This is a genomic window from Acidovorax sp. GW458-11-26-14-TSB4, from assembly GCF_059423865.1.
Genome location: NZ_JBWKYR010000004.1, coordinates 323,027 through 349,676, shown reverse-complemented (window position 1 = coordinate 349,676; position 26,650 = coordinate 323,027). Strand labels below are relative to the sequence as shown.

General features: G+C 64.5%; 39 protein-coding genes. 20 read left to right on the top strand and 19 right to left on the bottom strand.

The features are described 5' to 3' along the window. Positions 1 to 33: 33 nt before the first annotated feature. The 15 genes from AC07X5_RS12245 to AC07X5_RS12175 all read right to left on the bottom strand — a co-directional run bounded on the left by AC07X5_RS12245 (position 34) and on the right by AC07X5_RS12175 (position 13,141). Positions 34 to 2,364, bottom strand: coding sequence for a portal protein (locus AC07X5_RS12245; protein ID WP_494770375.1), 2,331 nt, complete (start codon positions 2,362 to 2,364; stop codon positions 34 to 36). 10 nt (positions 2,365 to 2,374) lie between these two features. Next, on the bottom strand, positions 2,375 to 4,132 hold the full coding sequence (locus AC07X5_RS12240; RefSeq protein ID WP_494770374.1) for a terminase large subunit: 1,758 nt from the start codon (positions 4,130 to 4,132) through the stop codon (positions 2,375 to 2,377). Beyond that, positions 4,116 to 4,958 carry a terminase small subunit gene (locus tag AC07X5_RS12235; RefSeq protein ID WP_494770373.1) on the bottom strand — a complete coding sequence of 281 codons (843 nt, stop codon included), beginning with the start codon at positions 4,956 to 4,958 and terminating at the stop codon, positions 4,116 to 4,118. The genes AC07X5_RS12240 and AC07X5_RS12235 overlap by 17 nt, the downstream gene beginning before the upstream one ends. A gap of 220 nt (positions 4,959 to 5,178) precedes the next feature. Beyond that, on the bottom strand, positions 5,179 to 6,348 hold the full coding sequence (locus AC07X5_RS12230) for a hypothetical protein (RefSeq protein WP_494770372.1): 1,170 nt from the start codon (positions 6,346 to 6,348) through the stop codon (positions 5,179 to 5,181). Positions 6,349 to 6,508: 160 nt separating this feature from the next. Beyond that, complete coding sequence (locus AC07X5_RS12225) at positions 6,509 to 6,868, bottom strand: hypothetical protein (RefSeq protein ID WP_494770371.1); 360 nt, start codon at positions 6,866 to 6,868, stop codon at positions 6,509 to 6,511. Continuing rightward, positions 6,865 to 7,416, bottom strand: a complete 552-nt coding sequence (locus tag AC07X5_RS12220; RefSeq protein WP_494770370.1) for a hypothetical protein — start codon at positions 7,414 to 7,416, stop codon at positions 6,865 to 6,867. Before AC07X5_RS12220 ends, AC07X5_RS12225 begins: the two co-directional genes overlap by 4 nt. 47 nt (positions 7,417 to 7,463) lie before the next feature. Further along, positions 7,464 to 9,248, bottom strand: coding sequence for a DEAD/DEAH box helicase (locus tag AC07X5_RS12215; protein ID WP_494770369.1), 1,785 nt, complete (start codon positions 9,246 to 9,248; stop codon positions 7,464 to 7,466). Next, a complete protein-coding gene (locus AC07X5_RS12210; protein WP_494770368.1) occupies positions 9,245 to 9,625 on the bottom strand; it encodes a PDDEXK family nuclease in 381 nt (126 codons plus the stop codon). The genes AC07X5_RS12215 and AC07X5_RS12210 overlap by 4 nt, the downstream gene beginning before the upstream one ends. A gap of 8 nt (positions 9,626 to 9,633) precedes the next feature. Next, on the bottom strand, positions 9,634 to 9,966 hold the full coding sequence (locus AC07X5_RS12205; protein ID WP_494770367.1) for a hypothetical protein: 333 nt from the start codon (positions 9,964 to 9,966) through the stop codon (positions 9,634 to 9,636). Next, entirely contained in the window at positions 9,959 to 10,402 is a 444-nt protein-coding gene (locus AC07X5_RS12200) for a hypothetical protein (protein WP_494770366.1), read from the bottom strand. Before AC07X5_RS12200 ends, AC07X5_RS12205 begins: the two co-directional genes overlap by 8 nt. Next, entirely contained in the window at positions 10,399 to 10,644 is a 246-nt protein-coding gene (locus AC07X5_RS12195; RefSeq protein ID WP_494770365.1) for a hypothetical protein, read from the bottom strand. Before AC07X5_RS12195 ends, AC07X5_RS12200 begins: the two co-directional genes overlap by 4 nt. Then, positions 10,641 to 11,312: a DUF6475 domain-containing protein gene (locus AC07X5_RS12190; RefSeq protein ID WP_494770364.1), complete on the bottom strand. Its 672-nt coding sequence runs from the start codon at positions 11,310 to 11,312 to the stop codon at positions 10,641 to 10,643. The genes AC07X5_RS12195 and AC07X5_RS12190 overlap by 4 nt, the downstream gene beginning before the upstream one ends. Further along, positions 11,299 to 12,225: a hypothetical protein gene (locus AC07X5_RS12185; RefSeq protein WP_494770363.1), complete on the bottom strand. Its 927-nt coding sequence runs from the start codon at positions 12,223 to 12,225 to the stop codon at positions 11,299 to 11,301. Before AC07X5_RS12185 ends, AC07X5_RS12190 begins: the two co-directional genes overlap by 14 nt. Continuing rightward, on the bottom strand, positions 12,222 to 12,647 hold the full coding sequence (locus AC07X5_RS12180) for a hypothetical protein (protein ID WP_494770362.1): 426 nt from the start codon (positions 12,645 to 12,647) through the stop codon (positions 12,222 to 12,224). Before AC07X5_RS12180 ends, AC07X5_RS12185 begins: the two co-directional genes overlap by 4 nt. A gap of 287 nt (positions 12,648 to 12,934) precedes the next feature. Beyond that, positions 12,935 to 13,141, bottom strand: a complete 207-nt coding sequence (locus tag AC07X5_RS12175; protein WP_494770361.1) for a helix-turn-helix domain-containing protein — start codon at positions 13,139 to 13,141, stop codon at positions 12,935 to 12,937. Positions 13,142 to 13,212: 71 nt separating this feature from the next. Here AC07X5_RS12175 and AC07X5_RS12170 point away from each other — a divergent pair, with 71 nt between their 5' ends. From AC07X5_RS12170 to AC07X5_RS12130, 9 genes are all read left to right on the top strand, one after another. Beyond that, positions 13,213 to 13,755 (top strand): helix-turn-helix domain-containing protein, encoded by a 543-nt coding sequence (locus tag AC07X5_RS12170; protein WP_494770360.1) that lies wholly within the window; start codon positions 13,213 to 13,215, stop codon positions 13,753 to 13,755. Positions 13,756 to 13,791: 36 nt separating this feature from the next. Next, positions 13,792 to 14,022, top strand: a complete 231-nt coding sequence (locus tag AC07X5_RS12165) for a hypothetical protein (RefSeq protein WP_494770359.1) — start codon at positions 13,792 to 13,794, stop codon at positions 14,020 to 14,022. Continuing rightward, positions 14,019 to 14,441, top strand: coding sequence for a thermonuclease family protein (locus tag AC07X5_RS12160; RefSeq protein ID WP_494770358.1), 423 nt, complete (start codon positions 14,019 to 14,021; stop codon positions 14,439 to 14,441). Before AC07X5_RS12165 ends, AC07X5_RS12160 begins: the two co-directional genes overlap by 4 nt. 71 nt (positions 14,442 to 14,512) lie before the next feature. Next, positions 14,513 to 14,635 (top strand): YHYH domain-containing protein, encoded by a 123-nt coding sequence (locus tag AC07X5_RS12155; protein WP_494770357.1) that lies wholly within the window; start codon positions 14,513 to 14,515, stop codon positions 14,633 to 14,635. Between the two features lie 52 nt (positions 14,636 to 14,687). Continuing rightward, positions 14,688 to 15,128 (top strand): hypothetical protein, encoded by a 441-nt coding sequence (locus AC07X5_RS12150; protein WP_494770356.1) that lies wholly within the window; start codon positions 14,688 to 14,690, stop codon positions 15,126 to 15,128. Between the two features lie 43 nt (positions 15,129 to 15,171). Next, positions 15,172 to 15,558: a hypothetical protein gene (locus AC07X5_RS12145; protein WP_494770355.1), complete on the top strand. Its 387-nt coding sequence runs from the start codon at positions 15,172 to 15,174 to the stop codon at positions 15,556 to 15,558. Between the two features lie 104 nt (positions 15,559 to 15,662). Further along, positions 15,663 to 15,812, top strand: coding sequence for a hypothetical protein (locus tag AC07X5_RS12140; protein WP_494770432.1), 150 nt, complete (start codon positions 15,663 to 15,665; stop codon positions 15,810 to 15,812). An 81-nt stretch (positions 15,813 to 15,893) separates the two neighbouring features. Next, positions 15,894 to 17,042, top strand: a complete 1,149-nt coding sequence (locus AC07X5_RS12135) for an XRE family transcriptional regulator (protein WP_494770354.1) — start codon at positions 15,894 to 15,896, stop codon at positions 17,040 to 17,042. A 9-nt stretch (positions 17,043 to 17,051) separates the two neighbouring features. Then, the gene (locus AC07X5_RS12130; RefSeq protein WP_494770353.1) at positions 17,052 to 17,534 is read left to right on the top strand and encodes a hypothetical protein; all 483 of its coding nucleotides are present in this window, start codon (positions 17,052 to 17,054) and stop codon (positions 17,532 to 17,534) included. A 435-nt stretch (positions 17,535 to 17,969) separates the two neighbouring features. On the opposite strand, the gene AC07X5_RS12125 is transcribed toward AC07X5_RS12130, so the two are convergent. Together AC07X5_RS12125 and AC07X5_RS12120 are read right to left on the bottom strand one after the other, a co-directional pair. Further along, complete coding sequence (locus tag AC07X5_RS12125) at positions 17,970 to 18,296, bottom strand: hypothetical protein (RefSeq protein ID WP_494770352.1); 327 nt, start codon at positions 18,294 to 18,296, stop codon at positions 17,970 to 17,972. Positions 18,297 to 18,306: 10 nt separating this feature from the next. Further along, on the bottom strand, positions 18,307 to 18,972 hold the full coding sequence (locus AC07X5_RS12120) for an SOS response-associated peptidase (protein ID WP_494770351.1): 666 nt from the start codon (positions 18,970 to 18,972) through the stop codon (positions 18,307 to 18,309). Between the two features lie 210 nt (positions 18,973 to 19,182). Between AC07X5_RS12120 and AC07X5_RS12115 the strand changes: the two genes are divergently transcribed. Together AC07X5_RS12115 and AC07X5_RS12110 are read left to right on the top strand one after the other, a co-directional pair. Beyond that, positions 19,183 to 19,758, top strand: a complete 576-nt coding sequence (locus AC07X5_RS12115) for a hypothetical protein (RefSeq protein WP_494770350.1) — start codon at positions 19,183 to 19,185, stop codon at positions 19,756 to 19,758. A 9-nt stretch (positions 19,759 to 19,767) separates the two neighbouring features. After that, positions 19,768 to 19,998, top strand: coding sequence for a hypothetical protein (locus tag AC07X5_RS12110; protein WP_494770349.1), 231 nt, complete (start codon positions 19,768 to 19,770; stop codon positions 19,996 to 19,998). Here AC07X5_RS12110 and AC07X5_RS12105 read toward each other — a convergent pair. Beyond that, a complete protein-coding gene (locus AC07X5_RS12105; protein WP_494770348.1) occupies positions 19,991 to 20,188 on the bottom strand; it encodes a hypothetical protein in 198 nt (65 codons plus the stop codon). The genes AC07X5_RS12110 and AC07X5_RS12105 overlap by 8 nt on opposite strands. Continuing rightward, positions 20,185 to 20,451 (bottom strand): helix-turn-helix transcriptional regulator, encoded by a 267-nt coding sequence (locus AC07X5_RS12100; RefSeq protein WP_494770347.1) that lies wholly within the window; start codon positions 20,449 to 20,451, stop codon positions 20,185 to 20,187. Before AC07X5_RS12100 ends, AC07X5_RS12105 begins: the two co-directional genes overlap by 4 nt. Before the next feature lie 860 nt (positions 20,452 to 21,311). Between AC07X5_RS12100 and AC07X5_RS12095 the strand changes: the two genes are divergently transcribed. The 9 genes from AC07X5_RS12095 to AC07X5_RS12055 all read left to right on the top strand — a co-directional run bounded on the left by AC07X5_RS12095 (position 21,312) and on the right by AC07X5_RS12055 (position 26,649). After that, the gene (locus tag AC07X5_RS12095) at positions 21,312 to 22,013 is read left to right on the top strand and encodes a hypothetical protein (protein ID WP_494770346.1); all 702 of its coding nucleotides are present in this window, start codon (positions 21,312 to 21,314) and stop codon (positions 22,011 to 22,013) included. A 1-nt stretch (position 22,014) separates the two neighbouring features. Next, a complete protein-coding gene (locus AC07X5_RS12090; RefSeq protein ID WP_494770345.1) occupies positions 22,015 to 22,281 on the top strand; it encodes a hypothetical protein in 267 nt (88 codons plus the stop codon). A gap of 43 nt (positions 22,282 to 22,324) precedes the next feature. Next, the gene (locus AC07X5_RS12085; protein ID WP_494770344.1) at positions 22,325 to 22,519 is read left to right on the top strand and encodes a hypothetical protein; all 195 of its coding nucleotides are present in this window, start codon (positions 22,325 to 22,327) and stop codon (positions 22,517 to 22,519) included. Next, entirely contained in the window at positions 22,516 to 22,983 is a 468-nt protein-coding gene (locus tag AC07X5_RS12080; protein ID WP_494770343.1) for a zinc-finger-containing protein, read from the top strand. Before AC07X5_RS12085 ends, AC07X5_RS12080 begins: the two co-directional genes overlap by 4 nt. Continuing rightward, on the top strand, positions 22,980 to 23,252 hold the full coding sequence (locus tag AC07X5_RS12075) for a hypothetical protein (protein ID WP_494770342.1): 273 nt from the start codon (positions 22,980 to 22,982) through the stop codon (positions 23,250 to 23,252). The genes AC07X5_RS12080 and AC07X5_RS12075 overlap by 4 nt, the downstream gene beginning before the upstream one ends. Then, positions 23,249 to 23,383: a hypothetical protein gene (locus tag AC07X5_RS12070; RefSeq protein WP_494770341.1), complete on the top strand. Its 135-nt coding sequence runs from the start codon at positions 23,249 to 23,251 to the stop codon at positions 23,381 to 23,383. The genes AC07X5_RS12075 and AC07X5_RS12070 overlap by 4 nt, the downstream gene beginning before the upstream one ends. Continuing rightward, complete coding sequence (locus AC07X5_RS12065) at positions 23,380 to 24,468, top strand: RecT family recombinase (RefSeq protein WP_494770340.1); 1,089 nt, start codon at positions 23,380 to 23,382, stop codon at positions 24,466 to 24,468. The genes AC07X5_RS12070 and AC07X5_RS12065 overlap by 4 nt, the downstream gene beginning before the upstream one ends. A 22-nt stretch (positions 24,469 to 24,490) precedes the next feature. Continuing rightward, positions 24,491 to 26,257, top strand: coding sequence for a YqaJ viral recombinase family protein (locus tag AC07X5_RS12060; RefSeq protein WP_494770339.1), 1,767 nt, complete (start codon positions 24,491 to 24,493; stop codon positions 26,255 to 26,257). Between the two features lie 98 nt (positions 26,258 to 26,355). Next, positions 26,356 to 26,649, top strand: coding sequence for a KTSC domain-containing protein (locus AC07X5_RS12055; RefSeq protein ID WP_494770338.1), 294 nt, complete (start codon positions 26,356 to 26,358; stop codon positions 26,647 to 26,649). The last annotated feature ends 1 nt before the right edge of the window (position 26,650 follow it).

Sequence of the window (26,650 nt, the reverse complement as noted above, 5' to 3'; positions counted from 1 at the left end):
GACCCCGTATGGCTGCGCCCTATGCCGGGCGCCTCACGCCAGGTTGTCCTCCACGGCCGGGGTCTCGATGCCTTCCATGCCCTGTCCAGCCTGCTGCGGCACCGGGGGAAATCCTGGGCTGGTGTTCTCCCGCACCTGAGCCGCCTCGCCAGCCTCGACCTCGGCGCCAGGCTCCGGCTCGGCAGCTGCACCACCGCCCTGGATGTATGGGCTCTTGATGTTCATCGCTGCAGTCACGGCCGGCGTCGGGAAGTTCGGATCGTCTCCTCCAGGGCTGGGCCGCTGGTACCCTGCGCCCTGCATGATGGCGTCGGCAATAGGCGCGATCATGGGCATCTGCGCCACCTGCGCCCCACCCTGCATCGCGCTGAATGCGGCCTGCACACCGATCTGCACCGCATGGGCCATGATCTGCTTGATCTCGGCGTCGGTCTTGCGTTCCTTCATGTCCAACTCGCGCGCCTTGAGGTCGTTGCCGGCCTTCGCCAAAGCATCGGCCACGGCCTGCTTGATGCGCTGCTCGACCTGCTCCGGCGTTTCCTGGGTGCCGGCCGCGCGGATGGCCTCCACCAACTCGCGCTTGAACGGTACATCTGTGAGGCTGATCAGGAAGGGCATGGCTGCGGCTTGGTACTGGGGTGGCATCGACTTGAAAGCCTCGGTGAGCGAATTGAGCTGCTGACCACGGAAGCTCTTGGAGCTGGGCACATCCTCCAGCGATACCAGCAGGCGCGTGCGCTGCAGGTCGTTGGACAGGTATGGATAGCCCGCCTCGTCGACCTCAGGCTTGTTGATGGTCACCACCCGTTCCGCGCGCACTGCATCGCCCTCGATGATGATGGTCTGCTGCTCCCGGCCCAGGTCCTGCACGATCATGGACATGAGCAGCTCGCCTACCTGAGTGCGCCCGCGCTTGAAGTTGCCCATCATGTGCGCCAGCGATTGATTCGCCTGCTCTACCTGGGTCTGCTCCTGCACGCCGCTGGTTGCCGTGCCGCGCCGGCCGGAGAATGCGCCGGCGGCGGCAGGGTTCACGCGCTCGATGGCCTGGCGCGCATTGGCAAGCATGTCCAGTTGCTGGGCATTCATCTGGAAGTCGCGCTCTACGTCGAAGCGCGCTCCAGGCTGTGCCATGTGAGCGGCGTTCAGCACGATATCCGCGTCCAGTCGCCCGATGGTCCTGCGGAATTCGGCATCGGTCATGTTCACCGCATCCTTGGTGCGCACCGTGCGGAAGGCCGACATTCCCCACCGCAACCGCGAGTTGCCCGAGTTGAGCGTGTCCTGCTGGTAGAGCATGTTTCGGATGTACCCGAACGGCACCCGCGTGTTGTCCTCGCGGAAGCCGAAGAACGGCACATAGGGGAAGTGCCGGTGGGCATAGGGCGTGCGACCATCGAACAGCAGATGCGGGCCCAGCCAATAGGAGCGCCGAATCTTGGGCACGGTCGCGCGGCGGAACTGCACCAGGTTCTTGGAGACTGCATGCACGTGCGCAGGATTGGCGCCGTCGTACTCGACCACGCGCCCGTCGGGGCTCTTGAGCACCAGCACATCCGTCCAGCGCCGGTACCAGAGCTCGGTGCAGCACACCTCCTTGTTGAAAGGGTTGTACCAACGGTCCTCCGACACGGTCCACTCGCGCGCCACGTCGAAGGCCCGCGACATGCCTGTGCTCTGGCCGCCCGAGTCGAACGAGTCGTACTCCGTCCACCAGGCGGTACCCGACTTCCCGAAGCGGCGGATCAGGTCCGCATGTTCAGGGAACACCCGCGCCAGGCGCGACGGGTGCATCCAGCGCTGCCGGCGCAGCCACCGGGCGTCCGAGAGATCGTCCTTCAGCGAAGACCAGTCCCAGTGGATCTCATTGCGGTTGATGGCCATGCACTGGTATGGGAAGCCGAACGGATCATCGCTGCGCGACACCTCCACCCAGCCCACGCCCACGCCGATCTGCGGGTAGAAGGCCTTCGAGCAGGCTTCGTCAGCCTTGCTGTTGCGCTCGGCCTCGTTCAGCTTGAAGTTGATTGCGTCGGCCACCTCCTGCCCGCCGGGCTGGCCATTCGGCGTCACACGCCAGTCCGTGCGGGTGTTTTCCTCATAGCCGCGGATACCCTCTAGGGCCGCGCCAATCAGGTTCTCCATGCTCGGCGGGATGCCCAGGGCCTGCTGGGCCTGCAGCAGCTCGGTCTTGAGCTGATTGCCCTCGGCATAGTCCATCTCCTTGTCGGCATGGCGCCGCCACTCGCGGGGCTGGTTGTCGATCTCGTCGTGGATCTCGCGGTACTCGGGCACCGACAGCGGCACATCACCGTCGGGCGTGTCCACGGGGTCAAGGGCCTCATTGGCTTGGGTGGTGCTCATGGTCTCGTCCTCAGAAATAGGTGGGCGGAGGCGCTTCGACGTAGCCGCCCTGTTCGCTCATGGATGCCAGCAGCCCCAGTTCCTTGGCCTGCGCGTACTGGCGGAAGGCGTCCGCGCCTTCGCTGCAGCCGTTGGACTTGTCTGGGGTGGAATCGAGGTAGCGCGCCTCGGCCGTGCTGTATTTCTTCTTGTAGTGGCTCAGGCGCTCCACCCCCAGCTTGGTGCCGTCCAGGTCGAACCACGCCGACTTGAAGTGCTTGCGGGTGGTATGGATTCCCGTCATCAGCTCGGTGACGCGCGGCACGATGAAGAACCGATGCCCAGGCAGCAGGCCCTGCAGCTGGTCCTTCACCGACTTGTTGTAGTCGCCCAAGCGCTTGTGGTCCGCGTCATGGGGAAGGAAGTGCCCACCGTAGACGAAGCCGCGCTTCTGCAGCTCGGTGGCGTAGTGGCGCAGGTCCTGGTCGTGCTCTTCGTAGTAGCCGATGAAGTTGTCGCGGCCCCCGTCCACCAGCGTCTGCATGAACCAGATGGCCGTGCCATCGGAGTTGCCGATGTCCCAGAACGTGAACACCGGCAGGTCCAGCACGGGCAGCTGCGTGATGCCGCCGCGCTTGCGCACCAGCACCAGTTGGGCCGCGTAGTAGTTGCCCTTGGTGGACTGCTGGAAGGCCTCGGCCGGGGTGGACGGGTACTCCCGCCACATCTGATCCTCGGCGCCCGCGAAGTCGTTGTTCAGCTTCTCGACGTACCAGGCGCGCTGGCCCGAGTCGATGGTGCAGCCCATCAGCTGCTGGATCTCGTCGAAGTAGTCGTGCTGCTCGCGGGTGATGACCACGCCCGCCGCGTCCATGCGGTAGGAGGGGTCCTGCCACCAAGCATAGAAGTGGAAGCGGTACTGCGAAGCTGTCAGCCGGCCCTTGCCCGCCACCAGCGCCTGGGCGCGCTGGCACATCTTGTAGAACTCGCCATCCTGCCCTTCGGCCGTGGACTCCACCACGATGATCCCGGACAGCGGCACGGCCTGGAACGAGCCCGTAACCACCTCCACCGCCTTGTGGGGGAACTTCGCGCAGATCTTGCCGAACTCCGACACGTGCAGCCGGTGGATCGTGCCGCCGCGCACGGAGGTGGCCACGCGCAGACTGCTGTTGTTGTGGGCGAACAGCAGTTCCTTGGTGCTGGCCCGCGCAAGGGGGAAGCGCTGGCGGATCTCCTCGGGCAGGTGGTCGTAAGCGAAGACCACCTTGTCCCGGAAGATGGCCTCGGCGGTCTCGCGGTCCTGGGCGATCATCCCGCAGCGCTGGTTGCCGTTGAACAGGGCATGGTCCAGCCACATGATGGCGATCAGCGTGGTGAAGCCCAGCTGCCGCGCCTTGAGGATCAGGTTGCGGTGCCACAGGCGCTCGATGAACCGGCGCTGCGCACGGTTGGGCTGGAAGGGCATCACGAACGAATCGCCCTCGTCCACCACCTCGCCGCGCTCGTTCTTGACAGGCTCGCCCTTGACGATGATCTGGTACAGGCAGCCGGAGAACAGGCGCCACTTCGGGTCCATCAGGCACCGCGCCAGCTCGGCCTCGTCGGTCGGCACCATGGTCGGATGGGCAGCGATGTGCGGCCCGCGCTTGGGCCGGCGCTTGTTGTCCCAGCGATGGCCGACCTGCGCGTCTACCCCCTGGCCGGGCTTGATGGCCAGGGCATCGGTGTCCTCATCCAGCGTGCCAGGCTCTGCAGGCGCGCCAGCTGCTTTAGACCGGGGCGCCATCGTCGTCCTCGCGCGGTAGGAACCCGCTGGTGCCCGATGGGGGCGGCGCCTCAGGGTCATCCGCTACAGGCTTGAACCCGTTGCCGCTGCCGGTGGCGATGCGGGACAGCAGTGCGGCCAGCGGGTCGGCCTTTTGCTGGTTGTCCTTCTCGTACAGGCCCAGGTGCTTTGCCAGCTTCTCCAGGGCGTCCATCTTGGAGTGGAATTTGATCTCGATGCCGTATTGCCCCTGCTTGGCGCCCGCATAGAGAGCAATGGCTTTCTCGCCCATGGTGCGGGTGTCCTTGAGCACCACGCGCGCGGCGCCATCACCGCCGCAGTGTGGGCACTCAGGGCTGGGCAGCTTGAGCGAGTCGTAGCCGATCCCGCCGGCTTCATCGAATTCGGCCGGGTTCTTGCCCTTCTCCACCCAAGCTTCACGGTCGCGGTTCATCTCGCCTACGGTGCGCTGGTACTTGTGGCCCTCGCCGTAGCAGCAGCGGCAGCACCCGGTCTTCACCTCCACCAGGTCACGGCTGTCGGCCGTGGCCACGTTCCAGATCTCCCGCAGAGCATCGTCGGCGGTGATCTTGGTGCGTGCCTGCTGTGCCTTCATAGCATTGAGCAGGGCGAGCTGCATGTAAGGTTTTGACAGGGTTTCGTGGGCGATCTGGCGCGCACTGTTCGCGCTGTAGCCGGCCCGGATGGCGGCCTGGGCGCCATTGCGGTCCACTAGGTACTCATCGATCAGGCGCTGTTCCTTGGGGGTCAGCCCGAGGAATGCGTCCGCGCCCTGTGACGTCTCGTCCTGTGCAGTTGCTGGGATGGGTGTCGGCTTCCGTGCCATGGCTGGCGCCTTAGACGCTGCCGGCGCCCTCTTGGCTGCTGCTGCCTTCCGTGCAGGCGCGGCTTTGCCTGCTGCCTTCTTTGGGGCTGCAGGCTTGCTGGGCGCTACCTGCTTGGGTACGGGCTTCTTGGGAGGCGCGGGCTTCTTGCCCGCCGGGGGTTTGGCCATGCCCGGGAGTCTTCCGGAGCATGGGGGATTGGCCTAACCCTATACGGGGCGGCTAGTCTGGCCCCTTTTCCTTGCCCTTAGGTTTATCCTTACCTTGCTCGCTTTTTTCGAGATACTTCAGGAGAGTCTCTTGAACACCGAAACCTGCGCTGTCTATAGACGCCAACACATCCTTTGGCACGAATATTTTTTCGGCTAGCTGCTGCTTAATAAGGTGCCGATTTGATTCAGGCAAGTCCGCTACAAATGGGTCGATAGCCTTTAGGTCGAACGCTGTACGCTGATACTGATGTTGCTGGCCGCGGTGCACAGCTGATTGCCGGATTAGATAGCCAATAACGAATGAGAAAAACAAGACGCCCACTAGTCGCACCGCGACTCGCTGAGGTTCTAGATCTTTCATTTCCATTGCAGCAATACTTAGTACCAAGTACAACCCAAGAGCAATCATCACAGCGATGGCCAGTTTACGGAAATTATCAGCCTTCCGCTCCTCTTTAATGGCATTTCGCATGTATCCACCGCCAATAGCCTTGGATGCTAAAACACCAAGAAACTCCTCTGTCTCTTTCAGCTCTTCCTCAAGCTTGACCCGAGCCTGCTCATGCGATGCTTGGAGCAAATCGGCACTGGCTTGGAGTTTTGATTGCAAAGCTAAAAATTCATTTTCAGCACGCACATTGAAGTTGTCAAACTTGGCGTCGACACGCTTCGTGGCATCCGACAATGACTCGTCCAAACTGCTAATTCTTTTGGCGGCATCGCTTGATCTTTCCAATGCTGACTGCACGGTATCGTGGATGCGAGCCAGCCTATCCTCAATCACCCTCTCTTCTCTTGAATGTGATGCAGGCATTGGAAACCGCAGCCTAGAAACAAAAGATTCAGGCAGCTTCCGAACCAACTCATCAATTAAAGCGCGAGTGCGAGTTGCGCGACTAAGCAGCTCCACTCCAGCTTGCTGATCCATATCAATGGATGCTCGCTCCAGTTGATAAACAGATGAGGTCACTGAATTGAGGTAATTCAACTGACTTTCGACACCCCCGAACCGAAGATTATTCGACACTTCTAACGTCAAAATATTCTGTGCCGCGACGTTGATATTTTCGACAGCTTCCTTAGTTCGAGCTTCTCCGACGACGCTACTTGCAAAGCGAGCAAGTTTAAGAACCTCTTCCGCGACAGCTTTCCACTCACGTTCAGCAACCTTCTCCGCCATGAACCCTCCTATGTTTGAGTTAATTATCGTTGGAGCACTCCCGCGAACGCAAACGAAATGAGTGCCGCTGAATAGACCAAGATGTACCAGCCTGGGCCGAGCATGGCCAAAATGTCGGCGCGCTCCTCCTCATAGGTGAGCTGGCGGAAGAGGTGGAGGATCACGACGCGCTCCCCTCGGGCAGCCGAAAGATGCGTCGCGGTCCGCGGTCCCATGTGATGGTCAGGTCGCGGACTGGCCCGACCTCCAACGCCCCGCGAATCTCGAACCGGAACAGGCTGGCGTCTTCCTGGTGGACCAGAATGCTCCCCAGCCTCGCCAGCGGCAGTCCAAAGAAGTGCACGTCCAGTGCCACTCCGCAGGTGTGGCCGTCCACCTTGGCCAGCTTCAGCCTGGCCATGGGCTTGGTTTGCACGATGTGGCCCGCCTCATTTACCAGCGAACATTGCACGCCTTTAAGGATTGGCCAGTTGCGAGCGCGCGCGATCAGCTCTTCGTTGGTGAGTTCTCGGAGGTTCACGCGTCGCTCCCCAGCAGATCCATCTGCCGCGCACCCAGCTTGTCCCTCAGCAGCGCGCGCATGGCCAGGATGGTTTTCTCGTGCTTCTCCACCCTGGCGGCCAGTTCGGTGGCCAGGAACAGGTGGGCCCGCGTGCTTTCGATCACCCGAGCGTCCTCGGCAAAGCCCCCCAGGGCGCGGGCAGCCCGCCGAGCTTCGGTGGGCGTCAGGCGCACCATGGCGTCACCCAGCTCCAGCTTTACCCACCCGTCCGAGAGCATCGTGCAGCTCAGCTCCCGCGGCTCGGGGTACGTCTCGACCAGCTCGTAGATGCCGCGCAGCAGGCGCTTGAGCTTGCCGTCGTCCACCAAGGCGCGCAGCCGGTCATCCACGACAGCCTGTTTCAGGCCCGTGAGCTCGGCCACGGTTTCGCGGGTGGCGGTCTGGTCCAACTCGCGCAGGTCGCGCACGGCGTCGAACACGCGCTGGGTGCTGGTGATGGCCTTGGGCGCCTGGACGGCCGCGCCCGGCTCTGCGGCGCTGGGTTGGATCTGGATCGTTTCAGTCATGAGGCCTCGGTTGGGTTCTGGATGGGTGGGTGCTCTGTTCGGATCAGTCATGCGGGTGCGACCTCCTCCGCCTCCACGGAGTGGGCCAGGTGGCTGGGCGGCACCTCTGCGGGCACGCTGGCCCCGCGCTTGGCCAAGAACTCGCGCGCCAGGCGGCGCAGGTGGCCGTCGCCCGTCTCGATGCGCTCGGCCAGGGCCGAATCGGGGTTGCGCACGTTCTCGATCTGCTCGCGCTTCACCCCCAGGACCTCGGCCATGATCGGATCGGCCCCGGTGTCCGAAAGCAGGAAGTAGGCGGCGCAGGGCTTCGTCTGGCCGTCGCGGTGCGGCCGCCCCATGCACTGCTCGTGCACGCCCGGGCTCCAGTCCAGTTCGCCGAACACCATCAGGCGGCACACGTCCTGCAAGCCGTCCAGGCCGGCGCCGGAGCGCAGCGACAGGATCAGCACCTTCGACTCGCCCGCGCTGAAGCGACGCACCGCTTCGTCCTTCTGGTTGGCCGATTCGCTGCCCGTGTACAGCACCGGGTTGTAGGCGGCCAGGGCCTCCATCCAGATGTCGTAGACCGCACGGTGCCAGCCGAACAGCACCACAGGCTCGCCGCTCTCCAGCAACAGCTTGACGAACTCCGCCACATAGGGCGCCTTGGCAATGCCCGTGGCCTGGCGCATGAGGGCGTCGAACTCGCCGGCCGCCTGCATCTTCTGCCCGCGGTACTGCTCGCCGGCCTGCAGCACGATGCGCGCCAGCGCCACGGCATCGGTCTTCAGCGCGGCCAGCGCGGATTCGTCCGCCTCGATCTCGTGCACGATGCGCTCCAGGGGCGGCAGCTCGCGGCCCACGTCGGCGCGCGTGCGGCGCAGCATCAGACCCTCGCGGCGCAGGTAGGCGCCGAACTCCCGGGCATCGGTCAGCCGGGCCTTGCCGTTGGGAATGGGCGTGCACCACTCGCGCACGAACTCGGCGCGGTCGCCCAGGGCCTCAGGCTGGATCACGTCCAGCACGTGGAAGAACTCGTCGCCGTAGTTGTAGATGGGCGTGGCGCTCAGCCCCAACCGCTTCTTCGCGCGGCTGGCCACGTGCTCGGCCGCCTCGTAGATGGCTGTGCCCGGGCTGCGCAGCGCCTGGCACTCATCGAACACCACCAGTTGCATCTTGCCGGCCAGTTCGTCGGCCCAGCCGCGCAGCTTGTGGTAGCTGGTGATGATGACGTCAGGCAGCGCCGGCGGCAGCAGCTCCACCTGGCCAGCCGCAGCCTTGCCGCGCTTCTTGGGGGCCAGGTCGTAGGGCGTGCCCTTCTTCAGGACGTGCGCAGTCAGGTGTGGGGCAAAGCGGGCCAGCATCTTCTTCCACTGGCGCGGCAGGTGCGCGGGGCACACCACCAGCGCCGGCAGGCGACCGGGCGCCACCATCGCAGCGATGCCTGATACGGTCTTGCCCAGGCCCACGTCGTCGGCGAGGATGTAGCCGTCCTTCACGTCCAGCATCTGGGCGGCCAGCACCTGGTACTCGCGCGCCGGCTCGGCCAGTGGCACCACGGGCGCGGCCTTGTACCCGGCCAGCAGGTCTGCCAGATCGCGCTCGGCTTGCTTGTGGCGCTCGGCCAGGCCTGCCAGGATCTCTGGCCGGTCCACCTCCATGGGGTAGCGCTCCAGGAACCACGCCAGCTCCCGGCTGTTCTCTGCCGTGGCCGACAGCTTGATGGTGTCGCCCGCCTCCTGCGGTGCGCGCGGGAACACCCGCTTCAGGCGGCTGCGCACGAAGGGCTCGCAGGTGATGAGCCAGCGCTGCGACGGCAGGTACTGGACTTTTCCGTAGGTGATCGTGCTCAAAATGCAGCCCCTTTCAGGTGCACAACATGGATGTGTTTGCCCGTGGACTTGGCCGTGTATTGCGGGGCGGTGCGCCCCCACAGCCGGGTGGCCACCAGCACCACCACAGAAACGTCGTCGCGTGCCAGGTATCGCGCGCACTGGGACAGGGCCGGCGCAAGCGAGCCGCGCGTCTTGGCCTCGATCACGATGCCGCTGGGCACCAGGAAGTCGAAGCGGTCCTTGGGTCCGGCCACGTGTTCGTGCTCGAAAGGCACGCCGGCCTGGGTGAGCACGTCGGTGATGCCGCGGTGCAGCTCGGTCTCCGATCCGAAACGGTAGGCCCAGCGGGGCAGCTCCTCCAGCACGCGGCGCAACATCAGGGGGTTGGGCTTCATGCTCTCCATCACCGTGTCGCCCCATCCACCCGGCGATTGCTCGCCTCCTGGCTGCGCCATACCTCCACCCGCAGTTGGGCGGCCACCTGGTGCCAGCGCAGTTCTTCCTCCTGCTCCACGGCCGCGCGCAGGCCCAGCAGCAGCGCCTGGTAGTCGGGGTGGCTGTAGGCGTACTGTTCCCGGGCGCTCACTGCCTTTTCTGTGCACTCGCCCATCAGCAGCGCCTTCTTGCTCTTGCGGAACTCCTCCAGGTAGATCCGCTCGGCGCGGGCCTTGGCGAACTTCGTGGCATTGGTGATGAGGAAATCCACCGCCTTGTTGGGGTCGATCAGCTCAGCCACGGCGATCTCCCTGCGTCCGGCGGAAGGGCCAGGCCACCATGGCGGCGTCGCGCTCGTGCTGGTTGCTGCGCGCCGACCAGCCGGTAACAACGGCGAAGTTCTCGGCGCCACGCTTCGGGCCCTTTGCCGCCGGGCTGACGCCGTGGGCTGGGATACCCAACTCGGCGCACACGTCGGTGATGAGGCGGCACCAGGCGTCTACCTGGCCCAGGCTGCGCGCCGTGGCCAGGGCCGCGCCGCGGGCGGCCTTGGCCTGCGCGGTCCAGGCGCGCGTCTGCAGGCGCGAGTCCTCGAAGATCACGCGCGAGGGCATGGCCTCGCGGATGGTACGCTCGATGGCGGCCGGGCCGATGGTGTCCAGGTTCGCCAGTTTCCCGTCGATGAAGGTGGCCACGCCGGTGTCGGCCCCCGGGTCCATTCCGAGGATCATCGTCATGCAGCACCACCTTCCTTCGGGCGTGCGAACCGGTACCGTCCGCAGGCGTTGAGCTCGAGCAGGCCGAAGTCCACCAGCGCATCCACGTGGAACTGCGCCCCGTTTTGAAACCAGCCAAAATTCCGCGCTACCCACGTGACCGGTGGCAGTTGGTCGTTCGCGGCAAAGAACTCGCGCATGTAGGCCAGCACCTCCAGCTGCTTCGGGCTGGGCTCGGTGCGGCGGGGTCCGCGGCGCGTCATGCTGCTGCTCCCTGGCGCGCGGGCGGCGCGAGCGCGGTGCGCGGCCCGGCCTCGATGGCCTGCAGCGCCTGGTAGCTGATCGCGGTCTTGCCCGCGGCGCAGCCCTGCTCGTACACCAGCCGGGCGCGAGCCGGGTCGCCCACCAGCGCAGGTGCCGGCGGCAGCAGGTTCTTGCGCGCGTACTCGCTGTCCGGGCTGCGGTCGCCCATGAGTCGGCGGGGATAGTCGAAGGTGCCGCGGCCGGCGTAGGCCCGGTGGCCCTCGCAGAAGCGGTGCTGCAGGTAGCTCAGCTCTGCCAGCTCGGTGCGGCACATCTTCGGCCAGCCGCCCAGGTCCTCGATGACGGCATGCGTGGCCGGATCATCGAACACCACGTCGCGGTACGCCCCCACGTCGCTCATCGCCTCGTGCACCTTGCCCCAGGCCAGCGCGGCGCGGTCGGTCGCGGTGCCGGCGAGGATCCTCACCACGTCGGACACCTTCGGGGCGAACTTGCCGTGCTCCGCGTCCAGGGCGTGGCCCTCCAAGGCTTTGCGCACCTGCTCCAGCTCAAACCGCTGGCAGGCGGTCCACCACAGGCGCAGCACGAACGGGCTCGCGTCCTGGCGGTAGTAGGCCAACACGTCGGTGATGAGGTTCGCGAACTCGGCGCGCTCAGACGATTTCATGGGCATCTCCTTCGGCCGCCCACGCGGCGGCCACACTGCGATTGCGCTGCTCGAGCGCTTCCTGGCGGTTGGGGGGCGGCTTCGTGCCGGCGGGGGGCGCCACCACCGCAGCGGCATCGGCCAGCTGGCCCTGCACGGTGGCGAGGATGTAGGCGAAGGCGTTGCCCACGGGCGAGTCACGGGCCCGCAGTGCCGTGGCGGCGGCCACGAACGCATCGACGGTGGCGCCGGCCTTCACCAGCGCGGCCAGCTTCGGGTTACCGGGGTTGCAGTTCGCCACGCCGACCGCCCGGAGGGCGACACACACGGCCGTGGCCATGGTGGGGCCAGCGCGCGCCGGGCCGTCATCGGCGGGCACGAGCGCGGGATCAGGCATGGTGTGCGCTACTACCCCGGTATTTATGGTTCCGGTTCCGGTTCCGGTTCCGGTGTCGGATTCCGGCGGACGTTGGCTGGAGTCCTGCGGTTGTCCCGGTCTCGTCCCATGGGACATCTGCGGGACAGCATCGGGACTGCCACCCGACTCCGCCTTGTTCCTGCTGCGGCTGTGTGCCTTCCGGTCGGACTCCTTGCGGCGCGTGCCCATCATTTCCATGACGCGCTCGGTCAAGGTCTGGTGGTACATGCGGCCGTCGTCGGCTGACCACCAGCCGCGCAACAGGATCTTGCGGAAGCGCGGCCACATGTCCTCGAAGGGCATGCCGATCATGGCGGCGATCACCTCCTCGTCGGCGGGCAGGCTGCCGCAGGGTGCCTGCTGCCAGGCCTTCATCCACATCATCAGGAGCCAAGGCTTCGCCTCGGCCGGCGCGAGCATCCAGGTCGAGGACCGCTCGATACGTTCGTAGTCGAGCTCAAAGCGCCAGCCCCGGGCCAGGGTATCCGCCGGGTATGGTGCGGGGGTCGTTGTCACGCAGTCGTCCCCTTGCCCAGGCCGCCGAATTCGCGGCCCGCGAATGGCCCTGCCATTTGCTCGCGGACGTCCATAGCATTGGCGTCATGCAGTGCTTTTTCAGCCACCATCAGCGAGTAGGTCTTCTCATGCACCCAGGCGTAGGCGCAGTCGCGAAGGGCTGCCGATGCGTCTTGGTGGCGCATTGCGGCCTTGCGACGAAAGAGCTCGGCGGTGCCTTCGTCCAGCCAGGTCTTGATGGGCGTGTCCAGCTTCCCCAGGGGACCGGATGGACGGCCGCGGGAGAACATGGGCATGTCGTGCCCACCCTGCGCGTCCAGTTGGTCCTGGAGATGCGCCAGCACGCGCTCGGCACCGTCCGCTGGCAATCGGGTCAGCAGCGCCAGGATCTGGTCTGCTGCCTCGCGCTCTTTCTTGGTCATGGCGGCGCACTGGCGGCCGCCGGAATCTTTGTCTTGCATCCCACCCCCGTGGAAGAAATTCAGGAACCCGCTGACCGGCCGGACAGCGGTGGCGCTCGCTCCATTGCGGAGTCGGAGCGAGAAAAGGAAAGCGGGCCCATTGGCGGCCCGGTGAGTGGTGCGGCTCGGGCCGTTGTGGCCAGGCGCTGGCGCGTGGTGCGCGCGGTCACGGTGGGGCGCGCCTCCGGGTCAGAATTGCGGCCAGCACCAGAAGGCGAAGCGCAGTAGTGCTTTTCGGGCGCGCAGGCTCAGCCATGGGCCACCTCAGCTACAGGAGGTTCTGCAGCACACGCCTCGGCAAGGTCGAGCAGCTTCAGGGCATCGGAAACACCCGCAGGCACTTCACCAGCCTCCCACCGCGAGATCTTCGATTGGGCAATGCCAGTACGCCGAGAGATCTCTGACTGCGAGAGCTTTTGCCGAAGCACCTTGATGGCGGCTTGAATCTTTTCCATGCCACATTCTATGCACATCTGCATAGATAACTCAAGCACTTTTGCATTACTCACTATTGCATAGTCGCGCGATGAACGGAATCCAGTTTTTGCAGGCGTTGCTGGACGCTCGGAAGCTCAAGCCCAACTCGATGGCCGAGAAGGCGGGCAACCACTCGCTGCAGTCGACAGTCGCTCGCTGGCTGGCGGGTGCACACTCACGCCCATCAACGATGCAGCCGATAGCCGACTTCTTCGGGGTCGACATTGGGGGGTTTTACGACTCCAGCAAGGCGGTTGCCGAACTGCGCAGGCTTGGAATCTCGGCAGACGCTCCCGCTACAGCGCCTGGCGCGAAGGTCGCGGCAATGACACTGGCCGAGGCGCTGGAGCACCTCGCCAAGGCGTTGAACAACCTTCCCGATGCGAGCCGTGACACTGCGGCTGAAAGGTTGCAAATCCTGGCGAAGGCTCCAGACAGCCGCAAGGCCCTGGATGCTGTGCGCGATTTGTTCGGCCTGGCCACAGCCGCGAACCCTTACCGGGCGGTGCCGGCGCCAAGGGCCGACACACCTTCGGCGGTGCCGACCGCACCGAAACCGGCGAGCAGTCGAAAGAAAACTGAGAAGGTCTGATCGCCACCAGAGAGTGGTTTGAACAAGGAGGGGGAGATGAACGCCGACGACTTGCAGGACGCTGCCGGCGCGCAGATCGCGCTCACCGTCGCCATGGGGGCGCTCCTTGCGCTGCATCGTGGCAACCCCGCAGTGGGTCAGGCGCTCGAGCAGGGAATGGAGATGGCTCGCGCTGGCCTGCTGGCGTCACCGGCCGCCGAGCGCAAGCTGCAGGCATTTGAAGAGGTGGCCGAGATCCTGACCGCCGCATTCAACTCCCCGCCTTGAGCGCCGCCCTCCTCTGCCTGGTCATCGCCATCACAGATGGCGACACCCTGAAAGCCCGCTGTGGCGAGCCCGGCTCCTACCAGCAGATCACCATCCGCATCGCGGCCATCGACGCACCCGAGAAGCGCCAGCCCTTCGGCGAGGTCTCACGCCAGCATCTGGCCGGCTTGTGCTTCAAGACCTGGGCCCGCGTCCAACCCCGCGACACCGACCGCTACGGCCGAACAGTGGCGGATGTGGAATGCCGTGGTCAGGACGTCGGCCAGGGGCAGGTGCGCGCCGGGATGGCCTGGGTGTACGAGCGGTACGCGCGGGGGCATGGGCACCTGCAGGGATTGCAGATCGAGGCCCGGGCTGCCGGGCGAGGGCTTTGGTCACTGCCTGGGGCGATGGAGCCTTGGGAGTGGCGCCAAAAATAAGCACTTGTCAATTAATACGAGACACGCTGCCAAAGAAGATGTAACGTAAAGTTCGATTTAAAAGGACACTCATGAAAACAGCAATCCTTATCGCCGCTCTGCTCTGTGCCGGGCTGGCACAGGCGCACTCGGGAGGTACCGACAAGCAGGGTTGCCACGTAGACCGCAAGACTGGCACGCGGCACTGCCACTGAATCAAGAAAAAACGGCGACGCGCAGCGCCCTGACTGCGTAGGAGGAGAAACTATGTTCAAGAAAATCGCGGCCCTGACGGCCTTACTCGTTGCTGGCGCTGCCCAAGCTGCAGGGCCCTACGATGGCATCTACTTCAACCCTGCCACCAGTGGCTACTTTTCGGTCCACACCAATGGCAATGTGATGATCGCCCTGGGCCTGTCCGCGGTGCCGGCCAACAACATTCAGTTCACCACTGCCTTGGGCGTGGTCCGGGCGAACTCGATTGCCACCTGGGAGGTGGCCACGGGCAATGTCTCCGGGTCCAACGCCATCTTGCTGGGCACCAATCTCTTCGGCGCGTGCGACGTCACGTATGACGTTGACTTCGGGCCGGGCTTTGCCACCGTCCGCATCGCGGGCTCTGTGCAGTCCATCGTGGGTCAGCAAAGCGGGATCAACTGCGCAGCATTGAGATCGACTCCGGTCCAGACGCTGCCTAAGGCATTCTGAGCGGCTGAGCACCACCATAGCGGCTAGACCACAGGAGAGAAAGATGAAGAAATTCGCAGCCGCTACATTGTTTCTGCTCGTGATGACTGGCGCGCAATCGCAGCCCCAGGTACGTAGTGTCGCGGTCTCTGCTGCATCAGAGGACCCTGTTGGGCAGCGGTTCGTCTACCAGATCAAAGAGGGCATCCGCAAGAGCAGCTCCATGCGCTACCAGGAGTCTTCGACAAACGCTGTCATCGTGCTGCATGTGGTCACTCTTCGCAATGACGATGGGCTTTCGACAGCGTACTCTGTCACTTGGACGATGGGGTCGGAGATGTGGTTCTATGACAGCACCGTAGGCATTTGTGGAGGAAACAAAGTCGCCTCGTGCGCGGAGGGCATCGTTGCAAGAACGGACGCCCTGCGAGAGCGCTTAGTTAAAAAGTGACCCTGGCACTCCGCTGCCCGGTCATCGCCATCACTGACGGCGACACGCTGAAGGGACGCTGCGGCGAGCCCGGGGCGTACCACCAGGGGCAGGTGCGCGCCGGGATGGCCTGGGTGTACGAAACGTACGCGCGGGGGTATGGGAACCTGCAGGGGCTGCAGGTCGAGGCACGGGCAGCCGGGCGAGGGCTGTGGTCAGTGCCTGGGGCGGTGGAGCCTTGGGAGTGGCGAAAGGCCAACGAACTAAAAAAATAGGGCCAAAGTCGCTCGCCAGGCCACGCCGTGCCTCAAAATTGACGGATTGATCAATTCGTCAATTTCTGATAAAACTCTGCCGTGGACCTCGATCTCACACAATTCAAAACCCCCGGGCAACTTGTTGAAGCCCTGCTGAAAGAGCGCGCATGGACCAACAAGGTCCTGGCCATCGCGCTCGAAATCGACGAGGCAACCGTCACCCGCTTGATCTCCTCGAAGCTTGGCATGTCTGCGGACAGAGCTGTCGCCTTGGAGGAAGTCTTTGGTGTTCCTGCAGAGCACTTCTTGGCATTGCAAAAATCCTATGAACTGGCGCAGGCGCGGATTGCCGCGCGCCCCGATCCGCGCCGCGCAGCGAGGGCAAATGTGTTTGGCGGCCTACCTGTTGCCGAACTCATTCGCCGAGGATGGTTGAAACACATCGAGGATCCGAAGGATGTGTCCCAAGTGGAAACTGCTTTGGCAGGTTTTTTTGGCGTTGCTTCAGCCAGTGATATTCAAGCACTACCGCACGCAGCCAAAAAGACGAATGCGACTTTCGCCCCCTCGCTTGCTCAGCTGGCTTGGATTCATCGGGTGCGGTTAATCGCAGAAGACACCCTTGCCCCGAAATACACGCCATTTTCTTTCAAAGGACTTCTTGAAAAGCTCAAGCCTTTGATGTCGGCCGCAGAGGAAACTCGTCGGGTGCCCCGCCTGTTAATGGAGGCAGGTATCCGGTTCGTGGTTGTCGAATCTTTACCCAGTGCCAAGATTGACGGTGTCTGCTTCTGGTTGGATGAAAACAGCCCAGTCATTGGCATGTCGATGCGATTTGATCGTATTGACAATTTCTGGTTTGTCCTGAGACACGAACTGGAACATGTGAAAAATCGTGATGGCTTCGAGGCCCCTCTGTTGGACGCGGAACTGGAGGGCGACAAAGCCGGTAGTAGCGAGGACCTGCCCGAGGCGGAAAGGCTGGCGAACCAGGCCGCTGCAGAATTCGGAGTCCCCGAAAAATTGATGGAAGCCTTTATTGCAAGAAAGGCTCCATTCTTTGCGGAGCGAGATGTCCTCGGATTTGCAAAAACGTTAGGTGTTCATCCTGGAATTGTTGCCGGTAAAATTCAGCACCACACAAAACGCTACGAACTTTTTAGGGCCCACCTTGTGAAAGTGCGCAATTTCGTTGCACCAAGCGCAATTGTGGACGGGTGGGGTGATATTGCCCCGGTTGGTGAGTAAAGGGTATTTATGACTACTCAAGCACAGCACAAGCAGCGTCTGATTCGCCTCTACAAAGAAGTAACGGGGGCTACGGAAGTCGATATGTATGAGGTCGCCAAATTCGCAGCAGGGCGTGGGTGGAAACTGCCGAAACCTAAATCGCAACTGGAAATGCTGGCGAAGGAATTCGCCCAAGCTGCGCGGACTGAGGTGCGCAAAGACGAGAAAACGGGGCGCCCCTACCGTGCCAACCACGCACTGCTGTATGTGAAGGACGGCGCGCAAATGTCCCTGTGGATCGACATTGACGAGGCTCCTCGCCACAAGATGCTGAAGTCTCTCATTCATCGACGCGAGCAGATGGTCGGGGATGGTGTCCAACTCTCCCTCGACGCGGATCACTGGAACAGCGTGAACCCCGAGCAACAGGCAATCGACATCCCCATGGACTTCACCTTGGACGTTGAATGGCGCAAGAATGGGCCAGAGGAAGGTCTTCAAGCTGCCTGAACCCGCGCGAACCACCTGCCCAACCAGGCCCGCTTCGGCGGGCTTTTTCTTTGGGCCTGATGTCCTACCTCGCGCGCGCGGCGCGCGTCGCCCAATGGTCCTTTACCAAAGGAACAAACCATGGCCACCGACCCCAGAGACCACCCCCTGCACCAGGTGCCCGAGCACCTGCCCAGGCCGCCAGGCGATCTACCGCCCAGCACTGAACAGCCCACTCATCCCAACGAACCGTTAGACCCGAGTGCACCAGACACCGCCCCTTGATGCAAAAAGACAATACAGTTGCTCGCGCCCTACCAGCACCTCTCTTTCTTCGGCCCGCCACGTGCGGGCTTTTTCTTTGGCCCATGCCGCAGCTATCATTGCATCGCCAGGCACTCCAACTGGCACCCTCCCTTTTGTGCCCGCCCCGAGCGGGCCTCTTTTTGCGCCGGCTCAGTGTGTTGGCTTGACCGGCATCTCGACAATACGCAACCGCCAGCTCGGGTTGGCATCCTCGGCCGTCCCCGTAGCGTGCCAGGCGGCGTCGTGTGCAGCAAGCCACGCCTCGGCGATGCGGTTCTGCGGATCCACGAAGCTAGGCACCTCACCTACGGGATACTCGGGGTACGCATTGGCCCCGACCAAGGCGCATTCCTCCAGAGTCACGCTATGTTCTTGCAGGACCTTCTCCGCGGCCAGCACCGCGGCCCAGCGCGCCTCCGCAGGGATGGTGTTCTCGGGGTCCTGGAATTCAAGGACCAATTCTTTCTGCTCAGCCATACGGTCTCCTTCACGCAGCTACGGGCCCGGCCGCGAACACGTCCACGGGCGCCAGTCGCAGCAGGGCCTGCGCCTGCTCCATAGTGCCCGCCAGCCAGGTATCCACGTCGCCCGCCTCGATGGGGATCACGCTGCGCTTGTCCTGCTCGGCCGGGCCCAGCTTCGGGTCGGGCTTGTGCATGCGGTTCATGAGCGGGTGGGCATCCGCGTTGAGGGTCAGCATGGTGTAGCTCTCGTGCACCTCTCCGGTGGCCTTGTCGGTCCAGGTGTTCCACAGGCCGGCCAGGCCCCAGGGCCGGCCATCGGCCCGGGCGAAGCGCCACCACACGTTCTTGCCGCTCTCCCAGTTGGGCTCGTCAAAGTTCGCGGTCGGGATGATGCAGCGCTGCCCGCGCGCCCACGGCAGCTTGTAGCTGGCCTTGTCCGCCAGTTCCTCGCTGCGGGCGTTGTTCGTGGGGTACTTCAGCTTGGGCTCTTTCGCAAACCACGGGATCAGCCCCCACTGGCCCACCACCAGCTCGCGGCTGTAGCCGGCGTCATCGCGCGCGCGGCGGATGAACGCGCCCTTGCCGCGCGGGAACAGCACCTTGTCGAACAGCGCCGGCTGGTTGCGGGCGCCGATGTGCCATTCGCGCTCGATGTCGCGCTCTTCGGCTGACACGTACCTGTTGCACATGGCTAGACTCCAGAAGTTGACCAATTCTGCGGGATTTCCCGCGCTCCTTATTGGTGAGCAGCCATCGTAGGCCCCGGCTCAGCGGGCGCCAGTAGGACTCCACCCAAGCCTCGAATGGTATTGCAGACCGCTCAAAAAACTGTAAATTCATCCAGTGTTTGACATTGACATGGGGTCATCGTGAGGTTGGAAATCAGGTATCGGTGGCGCATGTCGAAAAAAACGCGCACGGGGCGCGATGGCTGGGTCACGCACGCCGTGCCGCTCACGGAGGAAGAGGCCGCCGCCAGATTTCCGAAGGCTGTGCGCATCGACGGCTCGCGGGAGGAATGCAAGGTGCTGGACCAGCCCTGCGAGCGCGACTTGCATGGCCACATGGCTGGGGCCATTGGGCCATGCCCGGCCGTGCTGCTGGCGCCGCCGCTGCCAGGGTATGGAGCGCGGCAGGAAACGATGCTCCGGCGGAAGGTGTGCGAGCACGTGATCCGCCAGGAGGGCGCCCGCTGGATCGTCACGCTGGCGCGCACGGGCACGCTGATGTACGACGGCCCCGGCCCGGTGGAGATTGTGGCGCGCGTGCCGTTCGACCCCGGCCCGCCGCTGGCGCGCAACCCGACCTTGCTGCGCACCAAGCACCGGGGCGAGCGCGTGCTGCCGCTGCCGCCCGACCACTACGAGGTGCAGGAGCACGGTACGCTGGCCACGGTCTACCTGCTGGCCACCAACGAGGTGATCTACCAGGGCCCGGCGCCGGTGGTGATCGTGAGGTCGCGCGCCCCCTTCTAGAATGCCCAGATGACTGACCTGCTCCCACCGCCCGCCATCCTCAAGACACCAACATGGTACGGCGGGCCCGACGACGAGACCGCCCTTCCCCTGGAGCCCGGGCACTACGCCGTGCAGCAATTGCCCGACAACACCAACCCGGCCAACCATCGCACCATCGTCAGCAAGAAGGCATCGGGCGAGATCGTCTATAACGGCATCGGTCCGGCCGAAGTGGTGTTCCCGCAGAAGGTCAGTTGATCCGGGCGGGCGGTGCGGTTCGCCGATAGATCAGTCCGCCCAGCAGCACCAGTATCTCCACCTCATCGGGCGTCAACTTCACGGCCAGCTTGGCCACCTGCTGCGCGTAGGCGCCCGTCACATCGCCCAGGACTGGCATGGGCCGGGCCGCCTCCACCATGCGCGCCTTGAGCTCGCTGGCGGTATTCATGCTCTTGTCTCCATAGGCATCAACGCCGCCAGGTCCAGCGGCTCCCAGACCACACCGAACAACAGCGCATGCGCGCACTCGCAGTAGACCGCCGCCAGGTCAGCAACCTGCAGCGCGCTCGGGCAGCTGCCGCCCGTCTCCCAGGCAGACAGCGCTTGGCGCGTCACACCCAGAGAATCCGCCACCGAGTCCTGCGACATCTTCGAGCGCTTGCGAGCCGCCCGCAGCCTGCGACCCAGCACCTTCCGCCTCTCATCGGACATTTTTAGAACCTCCTAAACTACTGTGATTATGTACAGTATTTCCTAAACTTGGCCAGTTGCCAAGGACCTTTGCGCAAGTGCAAACGTGGTTTGCGCAAACGTGCTTTGCATCTGGCGCAAGACCGCGTGGTTGCGCGACCTCGCGCTATCGAGAAAAAAATTTATGCACTTTTGCATTGCTTTTTCTATGCACATCTGCATAATTCAACTCATCGCAGCACACAGCCGCGATGACCGCAGAGACCCAGGCATGGCCCGGCAGCCTGGATAGCGCGAGGGGTGGAGGCAAGTGCGCCGCGAAGTCACAAGGAACGCCGGGAACCGATGACAGGGCTGCTTGAAGCCCCCGAGGACCAGACCGGCAGGAATGCACATCGGCGGGTGCTGGTGGATGCATTTCGGATGCCCTGGTAACAGGGCCATCACATCGCCCTACTGCCTGGGCCAAGGATCACGCACCGCGTGGGACATCCAGCAGCGGGGCGATGTGATGGCATGAGCACCCGACGCACCCATACCGACGCCGTGCGCGACGGCGGGCGCTGGGCACTCTGGTGCAAGAGTGCTGTCATCACGAAAGCCGCTGATCGGTCATGAGGTTTCGCGCTGGGCGGGACGGAAACCGCGGCACCCAGCAACATTTTCGGGGCGGCGACTGCGGTCGCCATGCGCTGGTCGGGGCCCCTTCCGGCCTCGTGAGCAGTGCCACACACCAGCGGCGGCGTTTCCAGGGCTCGCCCACACGGCCGGCCGCCCCACCCCTTTTCCAACCGCGCGCCCTTCCCTCTCCTCCCCTCCTCCCCTTGGGGCGCACCAGCGGTTTTTTTGTTCGCCCGCCAGGGCACACACCCGGAGCTTTCATGGAAATCAAACTCGATCTGGACCTGCACGGTATGGTCTCCCAAGCGGTCAGCGCCGAGCGCCTGCAGCCGCTGCTCAACGATGCAATATCGAAGGCGGTGAAAGCCGCAATCGAAGATGCCACCGGCTACAACAGTGAGTTCCGGAAGCTGCTAATTGAGCAGATGAAGGCCGCCCTCCCCCACGGCCTGGGCCTGGACGAAGTGGTGAAGTTCCAGCACGTCCTGAACACCGCCATGGCCCAGTTGCTCAACGTGCAAAACAATGAGACGGTGGCTCTGGCCATGCGCAAAGCCTGCGAGGACGTGCTGCCAGAGGTGCCGGCGGTCGTGAAGTTGTCGGACCTGATGAAAAGGGCACGCGATGGCCTGCACATCTACGACGGCAGGCCGTTCTTCGCCAAGCTGACAACCTCGGACTACGGCACGCGATACCTCGCGCTGGACAGCGAGGAAAAGCCGGGCGGGGAATACACATCCTACCCGGAGCACAGCGCCAAGTACCGACTGGCAATCGACAAGGATGGCGAGGTCTATTCGCTCAGGCTCAAGGGCGAACTGATCAAGCCCAGCTCGCTGCCGGACATCGTCGGCACCTTCGATGCCACGCTCATGGCGTTCTACGTGGGCCGCTCGCGCCTGGAAATCGACATGACCGAATACCAGGTCGAGAGCGCGGCCGAAGAGGAATACGCCGACTGACATGGGGCGCGGATCCAAACACAGCCTGCACCGCGACGAGTGGGAGCAGCGCCGCACCGAGTTCGTGAAGCGCGGCATGGAGCTGCCGCAGTCCAAGTTGATGCCGCTGGACGTGGCCGAGATCCGCAGCGCCGCGCACCAGCGTGAGCAGTTGCGCAAACACATCGCGAACAACCTGAGCAACGCTGCCCTGGCCAGACGGTTTCAGGTGCACGAACGAACCGTCGAGAAGGTTCTGAGCCACCAGGCCTGGAACCACATCCCCTGACCGGCCCGCTTCTCGCGGGCTTTTTTTCGCCCGGAGAGAACGCATGCACAACGTGCACACCACCATGCAAAGCGCCATCGCGCCGCACGCCCCGCCACCGATCACCCCCACCGAGCTGCTGGAAATGCGCGCCAAGGCCTGGGCTGAGGTGGAGCGGACCGAGGCCAGCGACTCCAACTGCCGGCGCGCGCTGCGGGACCAGCAGCAGCATCTGGCGAGCTTGGGGGTGATCCGGTGACCCGCCCCCGACGCAAGACCCGCGACCCCAGCAACCCCGTCACGCCCTGGAACCCCTCCCGGCGCGCGGTCGCCAAGGTCAAGAACCCGCTGCCCGTGCCCACCGCCTGCCCGCACTGCAGCGGCACCTGCAGCATCGTGCCCAACAGCCAGATCTACGGCCGCCCCTACGGCGAATGGCCATGGGCCGTGCTGTGCAGCGGCTGCCGCGCGTACGTGGGCCTGCATCCCTACACGGGCATTCCCTTGGGCACCTTGGCCACGGCCGAAATCCGAGACGCGCGCCGCCGCGCAAAGGACCTCTTCAACCCCATGTGGCGCGAGGGCGCCATGACCCGCACCGAGGCCTATGACTGGCTGGCCCAGGCCATGGGCATCGCCAACGTCGAGCACTGCCACATCGGGTGGTTCGACGTCGCCGAGTGCGAGCGCGCGATCAACGCCATCAACGCGAGGACCCCATGAACAGCAGCACCACCCCGAACCTCACCACAGCCGTTGCCGTGATCGCGCTGCTCAGCGCCTTCTTCTGGGCCCAGGCCGACGACACCGCGGCGCGTCAGGAACAGTACCAGCGCGAGAAGCGCGAACTGGCCGACGCCAAGCACTCCCGCGACTGGGCACTGCAGCAGTTCCAGAAGCACGTGTGCGGAAAGCACGAAACAGCAGTGTGGGCCGAAGACCAGGTGGCCGCGTGCCTGCGCGATATCACCACCGCAGCGGGCCGGCCATGAACGAGCACGACGAACCCGAACCCACCGCCCTGGAGGAGCTGCAGCAGATCCTGCTGATCGCCGGCCTGGGACTCTTCATCTGCCTGTCCACTGGCCTGGTTGCAGGCCTCCTCTATTCCCCAATGCCATGAACGCCACCACTACACCCGAATCCAACGCCCTCGCCCTCACCAGCGCCAGCAGCGCGGCCCTTCTGATGGACGCCAGCAGCATGGACCGCCTGGAGCGGATCGCCGACCTGATGGCTAGCGGAAAGACCACCGTGCCCGCGCACCTGCGTGCCAGCAAGGGCGATTGCTTCGCCATCGTGCTGCAGTCCATGCAGTGGGGCATGAATCCCTTTGCCGTGGCGCAGAAGACGCACCTGGTGAACGGCACCTTGGGCTACGAGGCGCAACTGGTGTCCGCCGTCATCAACAGCAGCGGCGCCGTGCGGGACCGTTTCCACTTCGAGTGGTACGGCCCGTGGGAGAAGGTGATCGGCAAGTTCACCATCAAGCGCGGCGACAAGGGCGAGTACCGCGTGCCCGGCTGGAGCCTGGCCGACGAGGAAGGCTGCGGCGTCAAGGTCTGGGCCACCCTCAAGGGCGAGGCGCAGCCGAGGACGCTGGAGCTGCTGCTGGCCCAGGCCCGCGTGCGCAACTCCACGCTTTGGGCCGACGATCCCAAGCAGCAACTGGCCTACCTCGCCCAGAAGCGCTGGTCCCGCCTGTATGCCCCGGACGTGATCCTGGGCGTCTACACACCAGACGAGATGGAGCAGCCCGGCGAGAAGTTCATGGGCGCCGCTGATGAGGTGCCGCCGGCACCGGTCCAGCCCACCGGTTTCCCGGCCGAGCGCTTCGCCAAGAATCTGCCCGAGTGGCGCAAGGCCATCGCCAGCGGCAAGGCAACGCCCGATTCCGTCATCGCCAAGGCCCGCACCATCGGCGCGCTCACCGAGAAACAGGAAGCGGCAATCCGCGCGCCCATCACCGACGCCGAGCGCCCTACCCCCCAGAAGGCCCAGGACGTCACCGACGTGCAGCCCAAGGGCGAGCAGCCTGCCGCCGAGGAGCTGTCTCCGCGCGATCTGCTGGAGAAGCGCCTGAACGAAGCCCAGACCCTCGACGAGCTGTATCCGCTAGGCGAGGAGGTGACCAAGCTCCCCGAGCCCTCCGACCAGGCCGCCATGAACGACCTGTTCGATACCCGCGTTGCCGCATTGCGCGGCTGATCCCCGTGCCACTGGAGAAACCATGTCCGCTCAAGTTCACAACCTGACCCAGGGCACCCCCGAGTGGGATGACTTCCGCCTCGCCCACTTCGGCGCCAGCGAAGCCGCTGCAATGCTGGGCCTGTCCCCCAAGGTGAAGCGCGACGAGCTGCTGCGCATGAAGGCAACCGGCCTGGCCAAGGAGTTCAGCGAGTGGGTGCAGGTCAACGTCCTGGACCACGGCCACAAGGTCGAGGCGCTGGCCCGGCCGCTGGTCGAAGAGATCATCGGCTCCGATCTGTATCCGGTCACCTGCTCCGATGGACGGCTCAGCGCTTCCTGCGACGGCCTCACCTTCGACGACACCACCGCCTTCGAGCACAAGCAGATGTCCCAGCGCCTGGTGGAGCTGCTGCAGCGCGGCGAGATGCCCGAGGAACACATGCCCCAGTGTCAGCAGGTGCTGATGGTCACCGGGGCCGAGAAGCTGATCTTCGTGGTGTCGGACGGCACGCGCGAGAACCTGCACTTCTTGTGGGTGTTCCCAGATCCGGAGTGGTTCAAGCGCCTGCGTGCCGGCTGGGCCCAGTTCGCCATCGACCTGGCCAACTACGTCTACACGCCGCCCGCAGCGCCCGCCCCTGTCGGCCGCGCGCCCGAGGCCGTGCCCGCCCTGTTCGTGGAGGTGCGCGGCGAGGTGGTCGCATCCAACCTCGATGAGGTGAAGGACTTGGTGCTGCAGCGCATCCGCAGCGTGAACCGCGACCTCAAGACCGATCAGGACTTCGCCGACTCGGCCAAGGCTCGGAAGTGGTGCGAGGACATCGAGGAACGCGCCGCCGCCGCGAAGCAGCAGGCCCTGGGCCAGACGGCCACCATTGACGCCCTGTTCAAGGCGCTGGACGAGATCAGCACTAGTGCGCGCGATGTGCGCCTGGAACTGCAGAAGCTGGAGAAGGCGCGCACCGAGGCCATCAACGGCGAGCTAGTGGCCGGGGCCATCGCGAAGTTCAAGGCTCACGTCGACGGCCTGAACGCCAATATGGACCAGCCGTACATGCCCAAGATTGCCACCGACTTCGCCGGCGCGATGAAGAACCTGCGGTCGGTGGCCTCCAAGGAGAACGCGGTCAACACCGAGTTGGCCCGCGCCAAGATCGCGGCCGACGAAATGGCGCAGCGCATCCTGTTCAACCTGCGCATCCTGGGTGCGCGGCCGGACATGGACTTCCTGTTCGCCGATAAGGCCACCATCGTGCTAAAGCCCCCCGAGGACCTGGGCGTGCTGGTGAAATTCCGCATCGCCGAGCACGAAGCGGCCGAGGCGAAGCGCAAGGCAGAGGAAGCCGCCAAGACGCCAGTACCTGCGGCAGCCCGCGTGAAGTGCGATGGCGACCACGGTGGACCGAAGTGCGCGGATCCGGAGTGCTGGAATGGTGGCGAGCCTGTCGCCGACACGCCGGTGCCGCAAGACGGCAGCCACCTGGCATCGACGCGCCACATGCTGGGCCTAGACCTGTTCCAAGAGCCGGCCGCCTCCAACGTCGTGACCATGCGCGCCGCCCCCTCGCCAGCGCCCGCCCCCGCCCGCACCGGCGTGCCCACGCTGCGCATCGGCGTCATCAACGACCGGCTGCAGCACTTCAGCGTCACGGCCGAAAGCCTGCGCGGCCTGGGCTTCGCGCCTGCCGGCCGCGAGCGCGCCGCGCCGCTGTACCACGACGACGACTTCCCAGCCATGTGCGCCGCCATCGCGCAGCGCGCAGTGGCAGCCGCTGAAGAGCACAGCAAAGCTCAGGCCATGGCCTGACCCCAGTTCGCCGAAAGCGGATGCCAGCCACCGGGGATCCGGGGAGCGCACTGGTGCAGCGAGTAGGCCCTTTCCATCACCACAAGGAATTTCCACCCATGAACGTTCAAGCCATCGCCCCCGCCACCGACAAACCCGAGGAATACACCCCCATCCCCATGGCGCCTGTCACCTCCAACCAGGTGGCCACCGTGGGCTACGACGCGGGCACGCGCACGCTGGCCCTGACCTTCACGCGCGGCCCGGGCACGGTCTACCACTACCCGAATGTGGACCCGCAGCTGCACCAGGACTTGCTGGCCGCCGAGTCCATCGGGAAGTTCTTCGGCCAGCACGTCAAGAACCTGCCGTTCAAGAAGTTCCCCGCGCCCGTCCCCAACGCTGCAGGTTGAG